This window comes from Colwellia marinimaniae (assembly GCF_002207865.1).
GTDB classification, from domain to species: Bacteria; Pseudomonadota; Gammaproteobacteria; order Enterobacterales; family Alteromonadaceae; genus Colwellia; species Colwellia marinimaniae.
The window spans coordinates 1-450 of record NZ_BDQM01000129.1; the positions used below are offsets into that span (position 1 = coordinate 1).

The 450-nt window shown below is 50.9% G+C and carries 1 protein-coding gene and 1 pseudogene; both read left to right on the forward strand.

Annotation, left to right across the window (positions count from 1 at the left end):
- Positions 1-343 (forward strand): annotated as a pseudogene (locus tag MTCD1_RS21885) (hypothetical protein); the annotation flags it as partial.
- A partial coding sequence (locus MTCD1_RS18525; protein ID WP_200818635.1) for an NADH-quinone oxidoreductase subunit K occupies positions 340-450 on the forward strand: 111 nt, incomplete at its 3' end. The pseudogene MTCD1_RS21885 and the gene MTCD1_RS18525, both read left to right, overlap by 4 nt.

A 450-nucleotide genomic window follows, 5' to 3' on the forward strand; every position in this document is an offset into this window, starting at 1 on the left:
TTTTGGCTCCTATCGGGTTCTGGTCGTGTTAGCTGCCATCATGCTGCTGGCCGCGCTTGTCAGCGCCATCCATATCACCAAACAAGGCAATAAGCCGGATACTAAAGCTAAGCCGATACACAAGTCAGGTTCAACCGAATTCACTCCAGACGTCGGTGTCAACGACATCACCAAGCAAGGCAGCACGCCGCGTCCAGTATCACCCAATTCGATCAATTTAGCCGAAAACCCAGATACTGAAGCAGAGCGGGCACCAAGCTTAGGTTCTAGCGAATTCACCCTCGCCGAAATTGAACCGAATCAGGCACAGACGAACAAGCAAACCCGAGGTGAACACATATGATAGAGATCACTTGGATACTGGCGCTAAGTGGCGTGCTGTTCGCTATTGGCCTGTTCGGCTTACTTAGCCGCCGAAATTTACTCTTTATGCTGATCTCGCTGGAGATC